Origin of the sequence: Clostridium pacaense (assembly GCF_020709765.2) — a bacterium.
Lineage (GTDB): Bacteria > Bacillota > Clostridia > Lachnospirales > Lachnospiraceae > Enterocloster > Enterocloster hominis.
Genome location: NZ_JAJFEB020000001.1, coordinates 362,735 through 377,577, shown reverse-complemented (window position 1 = coordinate 377,577; position 14,843 = coordinate 362,735). Strand labels below are relative to the sequence as shown.

10 protein-coding genes and 1 pseudogene are annotated in these 14,843 nt (G+C 53.0%); all 11 read left to right on the top strand.

Annotation, left to right across the window (positions count from 1 at the left end):
• Positions 1-333: 333 nt before the first annotated feature.
• The 11 genes and pseudogenes from LK536_RS31420 (at position 334) to ylqF (ending at position 14,838) form a co-directional block, all read left to right on the top strand.
• Positions 334-1,662, top strand: coding sequence for an extracellular solute-binding protein (locus LK536_RS31420; protein WP_227794942.1), 1,329 nt, complete (start codon positions 334-336; stop codon positions 1,660-1,662).
• A 102-nt stretch (positions 1,663-1,764) separates the two neighbouring features.
• Positions 1,765-2,694 (top strand): carbohydrate ABC transporter permease, encoded by a 930-nt coding sequence (locus LK536_RS31415; RefSeq protein ID WP_227794941.1) that lies wholly within the window; start codon positions 1,765-1,767, stop codon positions 2,692-2,694.
• A gap of 1 nt (position 2,695) precedes the next feature.
• Positions 2,696-3,529, top strand: coding sequence for a carbohydrate ABC transporter permease (locus LK536_RS31410; RefSeq protein WP_008725418.1), 834 nt, complete (start codon positions 2,696-2,698; stop codon positions 3,527-3,529).
• Between the two features lie 26 nt (positions 3,530-3,555).
• Positions 3,556-5,796 carry a glycoside hydrolase family 2 protein gene (locus tag LK536_RS31405; RefSeq protein ID WP_227794940.1) on the top strand — a complete coding sequence of 747 codons (2,241 nt, stop codon included), beginning with the start codon at positions 3,556-3,558 and terminating at the stop codon, positions 5,794-5,796.
• A 200-nt stretch (positions 5,797-5,996) separates the two neighbouring features.
• The gene (gene miaB, locus LK536_RS31400; RefSeq protein ID WP_227794939.1) at positions 5,997-7,511 is read left to right on the top strand and encodes a tRNA (N6-isopentenyl adenosine(37)-C2)-methylthiotransferase MiaB; all 1,515 of its coding nucleotides are present in this window, start codon (positions 5,997-5,999) and stop codon (positions 7,509-7,511) included.
• 112 nt (positions 7,512-7,623) lie between these two features.
• Complete coding sequence (mutS, locus tag LK536_RS31395; protein ID WP_034575870.1) at positions 7,624-10,305, top strand: DNA mismatch repair protein MutS; 2,682 nt, start codon at positions 7,624-7,626, stop codon at positions 10,303-10,305.
• A pseudogene (gene trmD / locus LK536_RS31390) lies at positions 10,302-11,012 on the top strand (tRNA (guanosine(37)-N1)-methyltransferase TrmD); the annotation flags it as partial. The gene mutS and the pseudogene trmD, both read left to right, overlap by 4 nt.
• A gap of 456 nt (positions 11,013-11,468) precedes the next feature.
• Positions 11,469-12,740: an HlyC/CorC family transporter gene (locus LK536_RS31385; RefSeq protein ID WP_474911972.1), complete on the top strand. Its 1,272-nt coding sequence runs from the start codon at positions 11,469-11,471 to the stop codon at positions 12,738-12,740.
• Positions 12,741-12,958: 218 nt separating this feature from the next.
• Positions 12,959-13,306 (top strand): 50S ribosomal protein L19, encoded by a 348-nt coding sequence (gene rplS / locus LK536_RS31380; RefSeq protein WP_008725424.1) that lies wholly within the window; start codon positions 12,959-12,961, stop codon positions 13,304-13,306.
• A 113-nt stretch (positions 13,307-13,419) separates the two neighbouring features.
• Positions 13,420-13,959: a signal peptidase I gene (lepB, locus tag LK536_RS31375; RefSeq protein ID WP_506092022.1), complete on the top strand. Its 540-nt coding sequence runs from the start codon at positions 13,420-13,422 to the stop codon at positions 13,957-13,959.
• Positions 13,960-13,974: 15 nt separating this feature from the next.
• Positions 13,975-14,838 carry a ribosome biogenesis GTPase YlqF gene (gene ylqF, locus LK536_RS31370; protein WP_227794937.1) on the top strand — a complete coding sequence of 288 codons (864 nt, stop codon included), beginning with the start codon at positions 13,975-13,977 and terminating at the stop codon, positions 14,836-14,838.
• Positions 14,839-14,843: the final 5 nt, after the last annotated feature.

Genomic DNA, 14,843 nt, shown 5'->3' with positions numbered 1-14,843 from the left:
AGTAGTAAAATTTTACGTTTCTAATAAATGGTAAAATTAATCTCAGGATATGGGAAACCTGTTAAGGATGATACTTTTTCCGTATTTGTAATAGTAATTTATTTTTAGGATTTTACACGCCCATTGATATGGGGAGACAGAATACATGATTTTATTTCCATCATAGGACGGGAACAGGCCCTCCTGACAGAAAAATATTACTATTTTTACGCCATTGCCCCCAGTCCGGATCCGCGATTTGCAGGCGCCCTTTTATCTTGCTATAATACCCTTGTACACTGAGGGTAAGTGTGTATAATTATACCAATTCACAACAAAGGAGAATGGGAGATTATGTTAAAAAAATCAATGGCAGCCCTTTTGGCGGCAGCGATGGTAATGTCCGCGCTGACCGGGTGCTCCGGTTCCAAAGACAGCGCGGATCCGGGAAAAGAACCTCAGGCATCCCAGGAAGCATCAAAAGATGCAGGGGATGGATCGGATGAAGTAGTGTTAACCATGTGGTATTGGAAGAACAGCATACGGGAGGACCTGATTGCACAGGTATCGGAACAGTTCCCGGGAGTCACCATCCGGGCAGAGCTGTTTTCCGCCGACGATATAGAAGAGAAGATCAACACCACCATTGCAAGCGGCGGGGAACTGCCGGACCTGCTTCCCATGGATGACTGGATTGCCAACCTTCTCCAGTATCCGGATATGTTTGTGGACCTCTATGAGGCTCCCTGCAATGCAAAGGAGATAGAAGACCAGTATGTGGAGTGGAAGTGGAAACGTGGGGAGACCGTTGACGGCAGGCTGATTGCCCTTCCCATGGACATCGGACCCACCTGCATGTTCTATAACGCCAGCCTGTTTGAGGCGGCGGGGCTTCCCACGGAGCCGGCGGATGTGGCGGCAGCCATGTCCACCTGGGAGGATGCATATGCGGCGGCCAGGAAGCTGCAGGAAGCAACCCCGGATGTAAAGATGTTTGATTTCATGGGCCACCTGTTTGTGGCGGCATTGGGACAGCAGCCCCAGCACATGATTGATGAAGAGGGTAACTTCATTGCGGACCAGGATCATATGAGGCAGGCATTCATGACCGCAGTGGAAGGAAAGCCCTATGTGTACGGCGGCGACACCGAATGGTCCTCGGAGTGGGCTGCATCGCTGAACAACGGGGACGTGGCTGCCTTCGTGGGCGCTGTGTGGATGAAGCCGGAGCTTCAGGACGCTGCGCCGGATACGGCCGGACAGTGGAGGGTGACCACCGCACCGGGCGGGGCCGGCAATGTGGGCGGTTCTTCCATCGGCATCACTAAGAACTGTAAAAATGTAGAGACGGCATACAAGGTGCTGACCTGGATGACCAACACGGAAAACCAGGTGGAATCCCTGGAACAGCTGGGCCTGTTCCCGTCCCTGATTTCCGCCCTGGATGACCCTGCGCTGATGTACGAGGAGGAATTTTTCGGCAATCAGGTTGCCAATGAGTATTTTGTGAAGGCCGCAAAGGAAATCAAGGATTATTACTATCCTCCCAACTACAGTTCCTACCAGTCAGCGTTTGAGCAGCAGCTCCTGCTGGTCCAGGACCAGGATAAGGATCCTGAGGAGGCATTGGCGGATGCGGTAAAAGAGGCAAAACAGATTTATGATTTGGAATACATGAAATAAACTTGATGGTATGGGCCGCTGCCAAGGTGGCCCATCATTTGATTCTGACCTGGATGATTGTATGATTTTCATGAAAGGGCAGGCCGTGGAGGGAAACAGTCAATGAAGCAAAGGATGAAATCACAGGAAAAAAATGGGAAAAGGCTCCGGGGATTACTCCATGACATCTATAAGAACAGGATGATATACCTGCTGATCAGCCCGTTCTTTTTCATATACGGGATATTCTGGATATTTCCCATTTTCTATTCTTTTTTTCTCTCATTCCATAAATGGGGAGGCGTGGGGGAGAAGAAGTTTGTAGGACTTTTTTATTTCCAGCATCTCTTACAGGACAGCGCGTTCCTGCTGTCAATCAAGAACACGCTGATCATATGGGTGCTGTCGACCATTCCCATGGTCATTATCGCAGTCATACTGGCATTCCTGCTGAACGGCGCATTTTTAAAGGGAAAGAACTTTTTCCGCACCGTGTACTATCTGCCAAATATCACCTCGACCGTGGCCATTGCCATTGTGTTTGCCAATATATTCGGCAACAAATATGGAATACTCAACTTCCTGATCAGCCGTCTGGGGTTTGACCCGGTTCAGTGGATGTCCCTTACCTGGGGCGTGCATGTGGCCATTGCGGCCATTGTCATATGGAGGTGGACCGGTTATAACGCCATCATCCTGTTAGCCGGGCTGCAGAAGATATCCAGCTCGCTTTATGAGGCGGCCAGCCTGGACGGGGCATCCACGTTCCAGATATTCCGTTACATCACGGTACCCCTGCTGAATCCGGTCATCCAGTTTGTGGTAATCACCTCCACCATCGGAGGATGGCAGCTGTTTGCGGAAGCCCAGATGCTGGTGGGGACAGCAGGCGGGATTGGCAAGAGCGGCATGACGGTGGTGCTGTATCTTTATAACCAGGCCTTCGGCAACCGGCAGTTCGGCTACGGTTCAGCCATCTCCTGGGCGCTGGTGGTGATCATCGGCTTCTGTTCCCTGGTTAACTGGCTTCTTACCAAACGGGAGGTGGACTGATATGACGGTGAATAAAGCGGTATCCAAAATCCTTTTGTACGGATTCATTATCCTGGGGGCGCTTATATCCCTGTTCCCCTTTTACTGGCTGGCTGTCATGGCCACCAACAGTTCAGCGGCATTCATGCGGTTCCCGCCGGTCATGGTGTTCGGCGGACAGTTCATGACCAACATGACCAATCTTTTGAACTCCATCCAGTTTGGAAGGGCTATGTTCAACACCTTTGTGGTGGCTGTATGCAAGACAGTGGGCGGTGTGTTTTTCTGTTCCCTGGCATCCTTTTACTTTGCAAAGTTTAAATTCCCCGGCAGGAGGTTTTTATTTGCACTGTGCCTGGTGACCATGATGATCCCGCCCCAGCTCAACCTGATACCACAGCTGATCATCATGAATAAGTTTGGCTGGCTCTCCACCTTCAAGGCGCTGATCCTTCCCGGACTGATTCCGGCCTTTGGCATCTACTGGATGAACCAGTATTGTATTGGGTCCATACACGACGACCTGATCCATTCTGCCAGGATTGACGGCTGCGGCACCTTCGGCCTGTTCCTCCATGTGGGACTGCCCATCATGGTTCCGGGCTGCGCCTTCTTATGTATTTATATATTCATGGACAGCTGGAATGATTATCTGTGGCCGTTGATCGTGACCAACGATTCCAGTAGGAATACCCTTCAGGTGGCCCTGGCCCAGCTCCAGGGGGCATACAACAGTACGGATTACGGCATGGTCATGTGCGGCGTCCTTCTGGCTACCTTGCCGCTGTTCATTATATTCCTGCTGTTCAGCCGCCAGTTCACGGCAGATATCACGGCAGGCGCAATCAAATCATAAAATGGGAAAGATGAGGGAAAGATGGAATGCAGAAATACTGCAATTTAAACCTGGGATGGAGATTTAAAGAGGGATTTAAGGAAGAATACATAACAGGCGGCAATGATGAGGAGGGCAGGCTGGTTAATGTGCCCCATACGGTGAAGGAGATTCCCTATGACTGCTTTGACCAGACCATGACCTGCATGGTATCCACCTATATACGCAGCTTCCGGCTCCCGGACATGGAGGGGAAACGTGCGCTGGTTTCATTTGAAGGGGTTTCCGCCTGCTATGATTTATATATAAATGGCCATAAGGCAGGCAGCCACAAAGGGGCTTACTCCATGGCACTGTTTGATATTACGGAGTATGTCACCGCGGGGGGGAACCGGATGGTCCTTTGCGTGGACTCCCATGAGAGAAGCGATATACCGCCCAACGGTTCAACCGTGGACTTCCTGATTTATGGAGGGATATACAGGGATGTGACCCTGTATATCCAGGAAGGGACATATGTGAAGCAGGCCCTGTTCCGCTACAGCCTGGACCATGAAACTGCGGTCATGGAGCCGGAACTCCTGATAGGAAGCCATGGGCCAAAACGGGAACTGTGGGCAGTGACATCCCTGCAGAAGGATGGGGCCCCTGTCTGGGAAAACAGGCAGAAGATACAGGTTTCACCGGGCACCGGAAGCATTTCCCTGGAACCCGGGCATGTGGGACAGGTAGCGCTGTGGCAGCCGGAGGACCCCCAGCTGTACCAGGCCAGCGTTGAACTGCAGGATGAAGATGGCCGGTGCGTGGATCGGTATCAGACCAGGATTGGGTTCAGGACAATACGGGTGGAGCCGGACGGATTCTATCTGAATGGGAAACGGACAAAACTGATCGGGCTGAACCGCCACCAGTCTTATCCGTATGTGGGATATGCCATGGGAAGGCGGGCACAGGAAAAGGATGCCCTGCTGCTGAAGGAATTCATGGGGCTTAACATGGTGCGCTGCTCCCATTATATGCAGTCACGGTACTTCCTGGATAAGTGCGATGAGCTGGGGCTTATGGTCTTTGAGGAAATCCCGGGCTGGGGATATATCGGGGATGAGGAATTTAAAAAGATTGTATTCCAGGATTTGGAAAATATGGTGCTGGGACATTTTAACCATCCGGGTATTGTGATATGGGGAACGCGTCTGAATGAGACAACGGACCATGACGGGCTTTACCAGGAAACCAACCGGCGCTGCAAGGCCATGGATCCTTCCAGGCCCACCACGGGCGTGCGCTGGGAGACCGGCAGCCACCTGATTGAGGACATATACAGCTATAATGATTACAGTGAGGACGATAAGGGGGAGCATATGCTGCTGACCGCCCATCAGGCCACGGGCAGCACGAAACGGATGCCGTATCTGGTGAGTGAGCATACCGGGGCTGTCCTTCCCACGAAGCCGGTGGACTCAGAGGAACGGCAGGAAGAGTTCGCGATCCGCCATGCAAGGGCCATGAGTAAGATCATGACATCCGACCAGTATCTGGGGGGCCTTGGGTGGTGCATGTTTGACTACAACACCCACAATGACCACAATTCCGTTAACAAGGTATGTTACCATGGGGTGCTGGATATGTTCCGCGTGCCCAAGTGGGCAGCATATCTGTATGCAAGCCAGAAATCCCCGGATAAAGGGGCTGTCCTGGTTCCCTGTTCCATGGTAGGAAGGGGGGAACGCTGTGAGCCGGTTCCCTTTTATGTGCTGACAAACTGTGACTATATTGAGGTCACCCTGTCAAATGACATAACAAGGACCTATTATCCCAGCGTTAAATTTCCGGGGCTTGCCCATCCTCCGGTGCTTGTGACTGAGAACGGCGAGTTCTGGCAGCACAGATGGACCGGGGCCAGGATTGTGGGATATGTTGGGGGCCAGGCAGTGGCGGAGAAGCGGTATTCAGATAATCCGAGACTGTCGCAGCTGCTGGTCCAGCCGGATGACACGGTCCTTTATAACGACCAGGTGGATGAGACACGGGTGGTCTGTACCTTTATGGATGAGTTCGGCAACCGTCTGTACCATCACATGGAAGCGGTCAGCGTGTCTGTAAGCGGGGATATCGAACTGATCGGGCCGTCCCTGATCCCGTCCATGGGAGGCTGCGCGGCCTTCTGGGTACGGACGTGCGCAAGCGGTACAAGGGGGACAGCCGGCATACATATCCACACCTCCAGGCCGGAGATTGACGGCCAGACAGTCACCATACGTCTGGAACTGTCCGGTCAGGAAGGCTGACGGGATTCCTTTTGAAACAATGCAGGGGAAACGTTTTTTGAAAAACCTGGATTGACTTCTGGGATATTTTAATATAAAATTCATACTGTTAATGATTATAATTGGCTGGACCATGCGGTCCAGCCAGCTTGCGTGTTACAGCATGCCCGAAACCGCCGGTTTCCGGCTGCATAAAGGAAGAAACAGTAAGGAGCAGATGAATGGAAGGATCCAGGACTACAATAGAAGAAAGAGACATGACACCTCCGGCCATGGAGCCGGAACGCCAGCAGTACTTCATGGAACGGGCCAGATTACAGGTAAAGGAGCTCTCAGACCGTCTGGGACGGCCCCTGACCTGCTGTATCAACACCTTCGGGTGCCAGATGAACGCCAGGGATTCGGAGAAGCTTCTGGGCATTCTGGAAACCATCGGCTACAGGGCCGTGGAATCTGAGGAGGCTGACTTTGTCCTTTACAATACCTGCACGGTGCGTGAAAATGCCAACCTGCGCGTATACGGGCGCCTGGGCCAGCTGGGCGCCTATAAGAAGAAGCATCCACAGATGATGATTGCGCTCTGCGGGTGCATGATGCAGGAAAAGGAAGTGGTGGACAAGATTAAGAAAAGCTACCGCTATGTGGATTTAATATTCGGGACCCACAACATCTTCAAGCTGGCGGAACTGGTATCCCTTTGCCTGGACAGCCGCAAAAGGGAGGATGAAAGCGGGAAGGCAGCCGAAGGGACCCCTGTCAAGGGCCATAAGCATAAGATGGTCATAGACGTGTGGGAGGATACGGACCAGATTGTGGAGGACCTGCCTGTGGAGCGCAAGTACCCCTTTAAGTCCGGGGTCAACATCATGTTCGGGTGCAATAATTTCTGCAGCTACTGCATTGTGCCCTATGTGCGCGGGCGTGAGAGAAGCAGGAAGCCGGAGGAAATCATAAAGGAAATCCGCAGGCTGGCATCCGACGGCGTGGTGGAAGTCATGCTGTTAGGCCAGAATGTGAATTCCTACGGCAAGAACCTGGAAACGCCCATGACCTTTGCCGGGCTTTTAAGGGAGGTGGAGAAGGTGGAGGGAATCCGCCGTATCCGCTTCATGACATCCCATCCAAAGGATCTGTCCGATGAACTGATCGAGGTGATGGCCGGGTCCGGAAAAATCTGCCGCCACCTGCACCTTCCCCTCCAGTCGGGAAGCAGCCGCATCCTAAAAGAGATGAACCGCCATTACACCAAGGAACAGTTCCTCGACCTGGCGGCGCGGATAAAGGCAGCGGTTCCGGGCATTTCCCTGACAACCGATATCATAGTCGGATTCCCGGGGGAGACAGAGGAAGATTTCCTTGAGACACTGGACGTGGTGCGCAGGGTGGGATTTGACAGCGCGTTTACCTTCATCTATTCCAAACGCACGGGAACGCCTGCGGCCGCCATGGAGGACCAGGTACCGGAGGACGTGGTGAAGGAGCGGTTTGACCGCCTGTTAAAAGAGGTACAGGATATCTCCGCAGAGGTCTGCTGCCGTGATGAACATACCGTACAGGAGGTGCTGGTGGAGGAGGTCAATGACCATTCCCCTGAGCTTATGACAGGACGCCTGTCCAATAATACCGTGGTGCATTTCCCGGGCGACGCCTCCCTGATTGGGAAGCTGGTTCCTGTTTACCTGGAGGAAAGCAGGGGATTCTACTACATGGGAAAACAGGTGGACGGGGCGCTATAAGGTTCCGGTATGGAAAGACAGCAAAGATAAAAGCAGTCCGTGCGCCGGGCTTTGGCGCGGGGACTGATAGAGAAGAGAGGTCAGCATTTTGATACAGGCACAATTATCACCCATGATGCAGCATTACATGGAGACAAAAAAGGAATACCCGGACTGCATCCTGTTTTACAGGCTGGGGGATTTTTACGAGATGTTTTTTGACGACGCCCTTACGGTTTCCAAGGAGCTGGAGATAACCCTTACGGGAAAGGACTGCGGCCTTGCGGAGCGCGCGCCCATGTGCGGCGTCCCCTATCATGCCTTGGACGCCTACCTGTACCGCCTGGTGCAGAAGGGATATAAGGTTGCCATCGCAGAGCAGGTGGAGGACCCGAAGCTGGCAAAGGGACTTGTGAAGCGGGAGGTCATCCGGGTGGTGACGCCGGGAACCATTACAAGCGTCCAGGCCCTGGATGAGACAAAGAACAACTACCTGATGGGCATTGTCTATGAGGTGGGCCAGCGGACGAACCAGACGGGCAAAGGCAGGGATGGGATATACGGCATCGCCACCGCGGACATCACCACAGGGGATTTCATGGTCACGGAGGTGGATTCGGACCGGGAATTGTTTGATGAAATCAACAAGTTTTCCCCGTCGGAGATCATCTGCAACAATGCCTTTTATATGTCAGGGGTGGACATTGACGGGTTAAAGAACCGCTATAATGTAATCATATCAGCCCTGGACAGCCATTTCTTCGGGGAAGAGTCCTGCCGGAAGGTGCTGCGGGAGCATTTCCGAGTTGGCTCCTTAAGCGGGCTGGGCCTTACGGATTACGGGACCGGGATCATTTCCGCGGGCGCCGTGATGCAGTACATGTATGAAACACAGAAAAGCACCCTGGAGCATATCACCACCATCACCCCCTATTCCACCGGACAGTTCATGGTCATTGACACGTCCACCAGAAGGAACCTGGAGCTGGTGGAGACCATGCGGGAAAAACAGAAGAGGGGGACCCTTCTGTGGGTGCTTGACAAGACCAAGACAGCCATGGGCGCCCGTCTGCTGCGCACGTACATCGAACAGCCCCTGATCCATAAGGAAGAGATCGTAAAGCGCCAGACAGCCGTGGAAGAGCTGAACATGAATTATATTTCCAGGGAGGAAATCTGCGAATACCTGAATCCCATCTATGACCTGGAGCGTCTGATCGGGCGCATCAGCTATAAGACAGCCAATCCAAGGGACCTGATTGCATTTAAGAACTCCCTGGAAATGCTTCCGCATATTAAGCAGATCCTGGGGGAGTTTTCCGGGGAGCTGTTAAGAGGACTGGCGCAGGAAATGGACCCGCTCCAGGATATCTATGGACTGATTGACCAGGCCATCCTGGAGGACCCGCCCGTGACCGTGCGGGAGGGAGGCATCATCAAGGACGGATACCATGAGGAGGCGGACCGGCTGCGCCAGGCCAAGACAGAAGGCAAGGACTGGCTGGCGGAGTTGGAGGCAAGGGAAAAAGAAAAAACAGGCATCAAGACGCTGAAAATCAAGTTCAACAAGGTGTTCGGATACTATTTTGAAGTGACCAATTCCTTTAAGGACCAGGTGCCGGATTACTTTGTGCGCAAGCAGACCCTGACCAATGCGGAGCGTTTTACCACGGATGAGTTAAAGCATCTGGAGGATATCATCATGGGGGCTGAGGAGAAGCTGGTTTCCCTGGAATACGACCTGTTCTGCCAGGTCAGGGACAGCATTGCGGCCCAGGTGGTCCGCATCCAGAAAACAGCCAAGGCCATTGCGGGCGTGGATGTGTTCTGTTCCCTGTCAGTGGTGGCGACCCGGAGGAACTATGTGAAGCCCATGATGAATGAAAAGGGTGTGATCCAGATTAAGAACGGCCGCCATCCCGTGGTGGAACAGATGATGCGGGACGACCTGTTCGTGGCCAACGATACGTTCCTCGACAACGGGAAGAACCGCCTGTCCGTCATCACAGGACCCAACATGGCGGGTAAATCCACCTACATGCGCCAGGTGGCCCTGATTGTGCTCATGGCCCAGTTAGGAAGCTTTGTCCCGGCCCAGGAAGCGGATATCGGAATCTGCGACCGCATCTTCACCAGGGTGGGGGCTTCCGACGACCTGGCCAGCGGCCAGAGCACCTTCATGGTGGAAATGACCGAGGTGGCCAACATCCTGCGCAATGCCACCAGGAACAGCCTTCTGGTCCTGGACGAGATCGGAAGGGGAACCAGTACCTTTGACGGCCTGTCCATTGCGTGGGCCGTGATTGAACATATCAGCAGCACGAAGCTTCTGGGGGCAAAGACCCTCTTTGCCACCCACTACCATGAACTGACCGAGCTGGAGGGCACCATCGCAGGGGTGAAAAACTACTGCATTGCGGTAAAGGAGCAGGGGGACGACATCGTGTTCCTGCGCAAGATCGTGCGGGGCGGGGCGGATAAGAGCTACGGCATCCAGGTTGCCAAGCTGGCAGGGGTGCCGGATTCCGTCATTGCCAGGGCCAAGGAGATTGCAGAGGAACTGAGCGATGCGGACATCACGGCCAGGGCCAAGGAGATAGCGGAGATCAGCTCCAACATTACACAGCACAAGGCGGTCCCCAAGCCGGATGAAGTGGACATGCAGCAGCTCACCTTCTTTGATACGGTGAAGGATGATGATATTGTAAGGGAGCTTGATGGGCTGGAGCTGTCAACCATGACGCCCATCGACGCCCTCAACACCCTGTACCGGCTCCAGACAAAGCTTAAGAACCGGTGGAAGGAGACACAATGAAGTTCCATATACTGACACTTTTCCCTGAAATGGTCATGAACGGCCTGGGCACCAGTATTACGGGCCGGGCCATGGCAAGCGGCGCCATCTCGGTGGATGCCATTGATATCAGGGATTATTCAAAGGATAAACACAGGCATGTGGATGATGCGCCTTACGGCGGCGGCGCCGGAATGGTGATGCAGCCCGGGCCTGTGTGCGATGCATATGAGGACTTGTGTAACAGGACGGGAAAAAAGCCCAGGGTCATCTACATGACGCCACAGGGCAGGGTGTTCAACCAGTCCATTGCAGAGGAACTGGCACAGGAGGAGGAACTTGTATTCCTGTGCGGGCACTATGAGGGGATAGATGAAAGGGCGTTGGAGCTGATTGTGACGGATTACCTGTCGGTGGGGGATTTTGTCCTGACCGGAGGGGAGCTTCCGGCCATGGTCATGATTGACTGTATCTCCAGGCTGGTGCCCGGGGTCCTGAACAATGAGGTGTCCGCAGAGGTGGAATCCTTTCATGACAATCTGCTGGAATACCCCCAGTACACCAGGCCGGAGGTGTTCCGCGGAAAGGAAGTGCCCGAGGTGCTTTTAAGCGGACACCATAAGAACATTGAGGAATGGCGCAGGAAGGAGTCCATCAGGCGGACCCTGGAGCGCAGGCCCGACCTTCTGCCCGGCGCCAGCCTGACCCTTAAGGAGCACCGGTACCTGGATTCGCTTAAAGGGGGAGAGGACGGCCTTTTGGAACTGGAGGAAATCCTGGACGGCTATGCGGCTGAGGCGGAGCGGTTGTTCTGTAAGAGGGACGGAATCTGCGGTCAGGAGGACCGGGCTGCCGTTCAAGAGGACCGGGCGGCCGTACAGGAAGACCGGCAGTCCGCCCGGGAGGACCGGAAAGTTTCCGGCCTGACCGGCCCGCTTCCCGGACTGGGGGAACCCGCGCCGAGAATCAAGCGCAGGGCCATGTCCGAGGTGAAGAAACTGCTGGCTTTGGGCGGCTGTACCCTGAACGATGTAAAAAGTTATTACAAAGTATGTAAAGCGCGGTTAAAGTTAATCCAAAAGGATTATTAAAGGATTATTAAATCCCGTACAATGGCTGCGCGGCGTTGACAGAAGCGGCATAATATTGTACAATCTCATGAAAATACGCAAAAATAGGAGTTGATGATTTTGGAACCATCTGGTGACTCGATCGCCATACGTTTAGTTGTTATCATTATTTTACTGGGGCTTTCCGCCTTTTTTTCATCATCGGAGACAGCCCTTACCACTGTAAACAAAATCCGCATCAGGACCCTGGCCGAGGCAGGCAATAAATCTGCCGTATGGGTCATGAAGCTGGGCGAGGACCAGGGCAGGATGCTCAGCGCCATACTCATTGGCAACAATGTGGTCAACCTGTCCGCCTCCTCCATGCTTACGGTCCTTGCCACTGAGGTGTTCGGCAGCAGGGCGGCAGGCGCGGCTACCGGTATCCTTACCCTTCTGATATTGATTTTCGGTGAAATCACCCCCAAGACCATTGCCACCCTGGAAGCGGAGAAGAACGCCCTCAGGTTCGGGCATATCATATATGTGCTGATGGTCATCCTGACCCCTGTCATCGTGGCAGTGAACTGGATGTCCTCTGGTGTCCTCAAGGCCCTGAATGTGGACCCCAATAAGCGGGGGGACGACATGACGGAGGATGAACTGCGGACCATCGTGGAAGTGGGACATGAAAAGGGTGTGATTGAGTCAGAAGAAAAGGAAATGATTAACAACGTATTCGACTTGGGCGATTCTGTGGCCACGGATATCATGGTACCCAGGATTGACATGACTTTCATCAATATCAATGCAGGTTTTGATGAACTGCTCCAGGTGTTTCGGGAGGAACGCTATACCAGGCTCCCGGTGTACGAGGAAACCACGGACAATGTGGTCGGCATCATCAACATAAAGGACATGCTGCTCATTGAGGACAGGGAGCATTTTTCCATTGCGGACCACCTGCGCCAGCCCCTTTATACCTTTGAATCCAAAAAGCTGTCGGAGCTTATGGTGGAAATGCGCCAGACCTCCAACAACATCGTCATTGTGCTGGATGAATACGGGGCCACGGCCGGACTGATTACCCTGGAGGATATCCTGGAGGAAATCGTGGGGGACATCCGGGACGAGTACGATGAGGACGAGGAGGATGAACTCATACAGCTGTCGGAAGGTGAGTACCTGGTGGAAGGCGCCATGAAACTGGATGATTTAAACCACAAGCTGGACCTGGACCTGGCCTCGGAGGATTATGATTCCGTTGGCGGATGGGTCATTGACCGGTTGGAACACCTTCCGGCAGAGGGGGAGGAAGTGGAGTGGGAAGGGGTACGCCTGGTAGTGGAACAGGTGGAAAAAAACCGCATCGACAAAATCCATATCTACCTGCCTGAAAATGAGTAACAGTTCACATCAGATATTGAACTGCTACGGAAATGAAGAAAAAGGAATGAAGAAAAAGGCAGGGATTAAATCATAAAATGCTTGCATTTTGGAAGAATATATGATAGAATCAGTCGTTGTGACAAGAAATAGATGGTCCTCTGTTACTGAAACGCAGTGAATTTGATTTACCGCAGATGGTATTAAGAACATCCAATAGATGAAGGAGGTTCACACCGATGAACGACATTATTAAGAACATTGAAGCAGCCCAGTTAAAAGAAACCGTACCCACATTCCATGTTGGCGATACCGTTAAGGTATACAACAAGATTAAAGAGGGTAACCGCGAGAGAATCCAGATTTTCGAGGGAACTGTCATTAAGAGGCAGAACGGCGGAGCAAGGGAGACATTTACCGTAAGGAAGAATTCCAATGGTATCGGCGTTGAGAAGACCTGGCCATTACATTCCCCAAGCGTTGACAACGTAGAAGTCGTACGTAAAGGTAAAGTAAGACGTGCTAAGCTGAACTACTTAAGAGACAGGGTCGGTAAAGCTGCCAAGGTTAAAGAATCAGTTAAATAATCGGTTATATAATCAGGTAGTGGAAACAGGAACAAGGGACAATGCAAATTGTCCCTTTCTTAAATTCCATATGGAATAATACAGAGAAATGGGTGTGGTGCATGGAGTTTTATGTGAATGAGGATACGGCCTGGCTGCGCCGGATTGTGCGCTGGGCCGTGAACGTGGTGGTTGTGCTGGCCCTTGCCTGGTTCCTGGTATATGCGTTCTGTGCCCAGGTCCCCGTGTCCGGCAATTCCATGCAGCCGGTCTTGAGCGCCGATGACGTGGTGCTGGTGAACCGTCTGGTTTATGATGTGGGTGGACCGGAGCGGTTTGACATCGTGGTGTTTGAGCGCGAGGACCACAAAAAGAACGTGAAACGTGTCATCGGCCTTCCGGGGGAAACCGTACAGATAAAAGGCGGTTTCGTATTCATCAACGGTGAGGTCCTGGGTGTGGACAACGGTCTGGAGCAGGTGTCCCTGGCCGGCCGGGCAGACACCCCCATCCAGCTGGAGGAGGATGAATATTTCCTTCTGGGGGATAACCGGGACAGCAGTGAGGACAGCCGTTTCTCCAACATAGGCAATGTAAAGAGAGAGCAGATATATGGAAAAGTCTGGTTCAGGATCCTTCCGCTCCTGAAGCTGGATTTCATCCATTCCAAATAGAATAGGAGTAATGATATGAATATACAATGGTATCCCGGTCATATGACCAAGGCGAAACGGGCCATGAAGGAAGATATCAAGCTGATTGACCTGGTAATCGAACTGGTGGATGCCAGGGTGCCCCTGTCCAGCCGGAATCCGGATATTGATGATTTGGCCAAGGGAAAAGCCAGGATGGTGCTGCTGAATAAGTCGGACCTGGCGGATGAGCGGGTTAATGCGCAGTGGGCCGCATGGTTTGAGGCAAAAAACATCCACGCCGTGAAGGTGGATTCAAGAAACAAGGGGACCTTAAAGCAGGTGCAGTCCGTTGTACAGGAGGCATGCAAGGAAAAGATTGAGCGGGACAGGAAACGTGGGATCATGAACCGTCCCATCCGCACCATGGTGGTTGGGATTCCCAACGTGGGCAAATCCACCTTCATCAATTCTTTTGCCGGAAAGGCATGTGCAAAGACCGGCAACAAGCCTGGTGTGACAAAGGGAAACCAGTGGATCCGCCTCAATAAGACGCTGGAACTTTTAGATACCCCGGGAATCCTCTGGCCCAGGTTTGAGGACCAGATCGTGGGGCTTAAGCTGGCTTTGATCGGCTCCATCAACGACCAGATCCTTAACAAGGATGACCTGGCCTGCCAGTGCATCCGTATCCTGAAGGAGCGGTATCCCGGCATGGTAACCCAACGGTTCGGCCTTGAGACAGAGGATAAGGAACCGGTAGCCATCCTGGAGGACGTGGCTAGGCAGCGTTCCTGCCTGATGAAGGGCGGGGAGCTGGATATTGCCAGGGCGGCCGCCATGGTGCTGGATGATTTCAGGGCAGGAAAACTGGGACGCGTCACCTTGGAGCGGCCCGAAGACTATAAGGATAAAGAGTGACCGGA

Coding starts and splice junctions, on each gene's coding strand:
- LK536_RS31415 (WP_227794941.1), top strand. CDS start 1,765: ATGAAGCAAAGGATGAAATCACAGGAAAAAAATGGGAAAAGGCTCCGG.
- LK536_RS31405 (WP_227794940.1), top strand. CDS start 3,556: ATGCAGAAATACTGCAATTTAAACCTGGGATGGAGATTTAAAGAGGGA.
- LK536_RS31410 (WP_008725418.1), top strand. CDS start 2,696: ATGACGGTGAATAAAGCGGTATCCAAAATCCTTTTGTACGGATTCATT.
- rplS (WP_008725424.1), top strand. CDS start 12,959: ATGAACGACATTATTAAGAACATTGAAGCAGCCCAGTTAAAAGAAACC.
- LK536_RS31420 (WP_227794942.1), top strand. CDS start 334: ATGTTAAAAAAATCAATGGCAGCCCTTTTGGCGGCAGCGATGGTAATG.
- miaB (WP_227794939.1), top strand. CDS start 5,997: ATGGAAGGATCCAGGACTACAATAGAAGAAAGAGACATGACACCTCCG.
- mutS (WP_034575870.1), top strand. CDS start 7,624: ATGATGCAGCATTACATGGAGACAAAAAAGGAATACCCGGACTGCATC.
- ylqF (WP_227794937.1), top strand. CDS start 13,975: ATGAATATACAATGGTATCCCGGTCATATGACCAAGGCGAAACGGGCC.
- LK536_RS31385 (WP_474911972.1), top strand. CDS start 11,469: ATGATTTTGGAACCATCTGGTGACTCGATCGCCATACGTTTAGTTGTT.